This window comes from Geobacillus sp. LYN3 (assembly GCF_003064505.1).
Taxonomy (GTDB): Bacteria; Bacillota; Bacilli; order Bacillales; family Anoxybacillaceae; genus Parageobacillus_B; species Parageobacillus_B toebii.
This window is the reverse complement of sequence record NZ_QCWL01000072.1, coordinates 344-889: the sequence shown is the minus strand read 5'-3', so window position 1 is coordinate 889 and position 546 is coordinate 344. Positions and strand designations below refer to the sequence as shown.

Here is a 546-nt window from a genome sequence, read left to right as displayed (position 1 = left end):
GTGGAGAGAACGTTACGGATGGAGAGGTTATTGTTGCTGGGAGAGCTTGCGGATTTTTCGGTCATGTTGGGCAATTTTGGCTGAGTGGAAATCGACGGTTTCTTGTGTTTCGATAAGTTCAATGCGCAAGTTGTCGATTTTTGTTTCTAATCGATTAAATCGTTCGTTCATTTCCGCAAACTTGCTTTTAAATTCATCATTCATTGCTTCGACTTTTTTATCTATTGCTTCGATTTTTTTGTCTAATGCTTCGACTTTTTTGTCTAATGCAGCGATTTGCGAGCGAAAGTCAGATGCATGCAGATCGAGCGCCTTTAAAATTTCTTTTAACATCGTTTGTTGTTCCACGTCATTCACCTCCTCACTAAACAGTATAACCCGATCATATAGACAAGAAAAGACAAAAAGGTGTAGGCAGGAGCCTAATGCATCTGTCTTTTTGTTACTATCCCCTATAAGTAGACAGCAAAAAAGAGGTTCATCACCAAAAGATGTACTTGCACCTGTCATGAAAGTATGTTAGCTGTTTCTAGCCGAACCCGCAGT

The 546-nt window shown here is 39.9% G+C and carries 1 protein-coding gene; it reads right to left on the bottom strand.

The features are described 5' to 3' along the window. Positions 1-27 precede the first annotated feature (27 nt). A complete protein-coding gene (locus DCC82_RS17125; RefSeq protein ID WP_062677894.1) occupies positions 28-348 on the bottom strand; it encodes a hypothetical protein in 321 nt (106 codons plus the stop codon). Positions 349-546 lie beyond the last annotated feature (198 nt).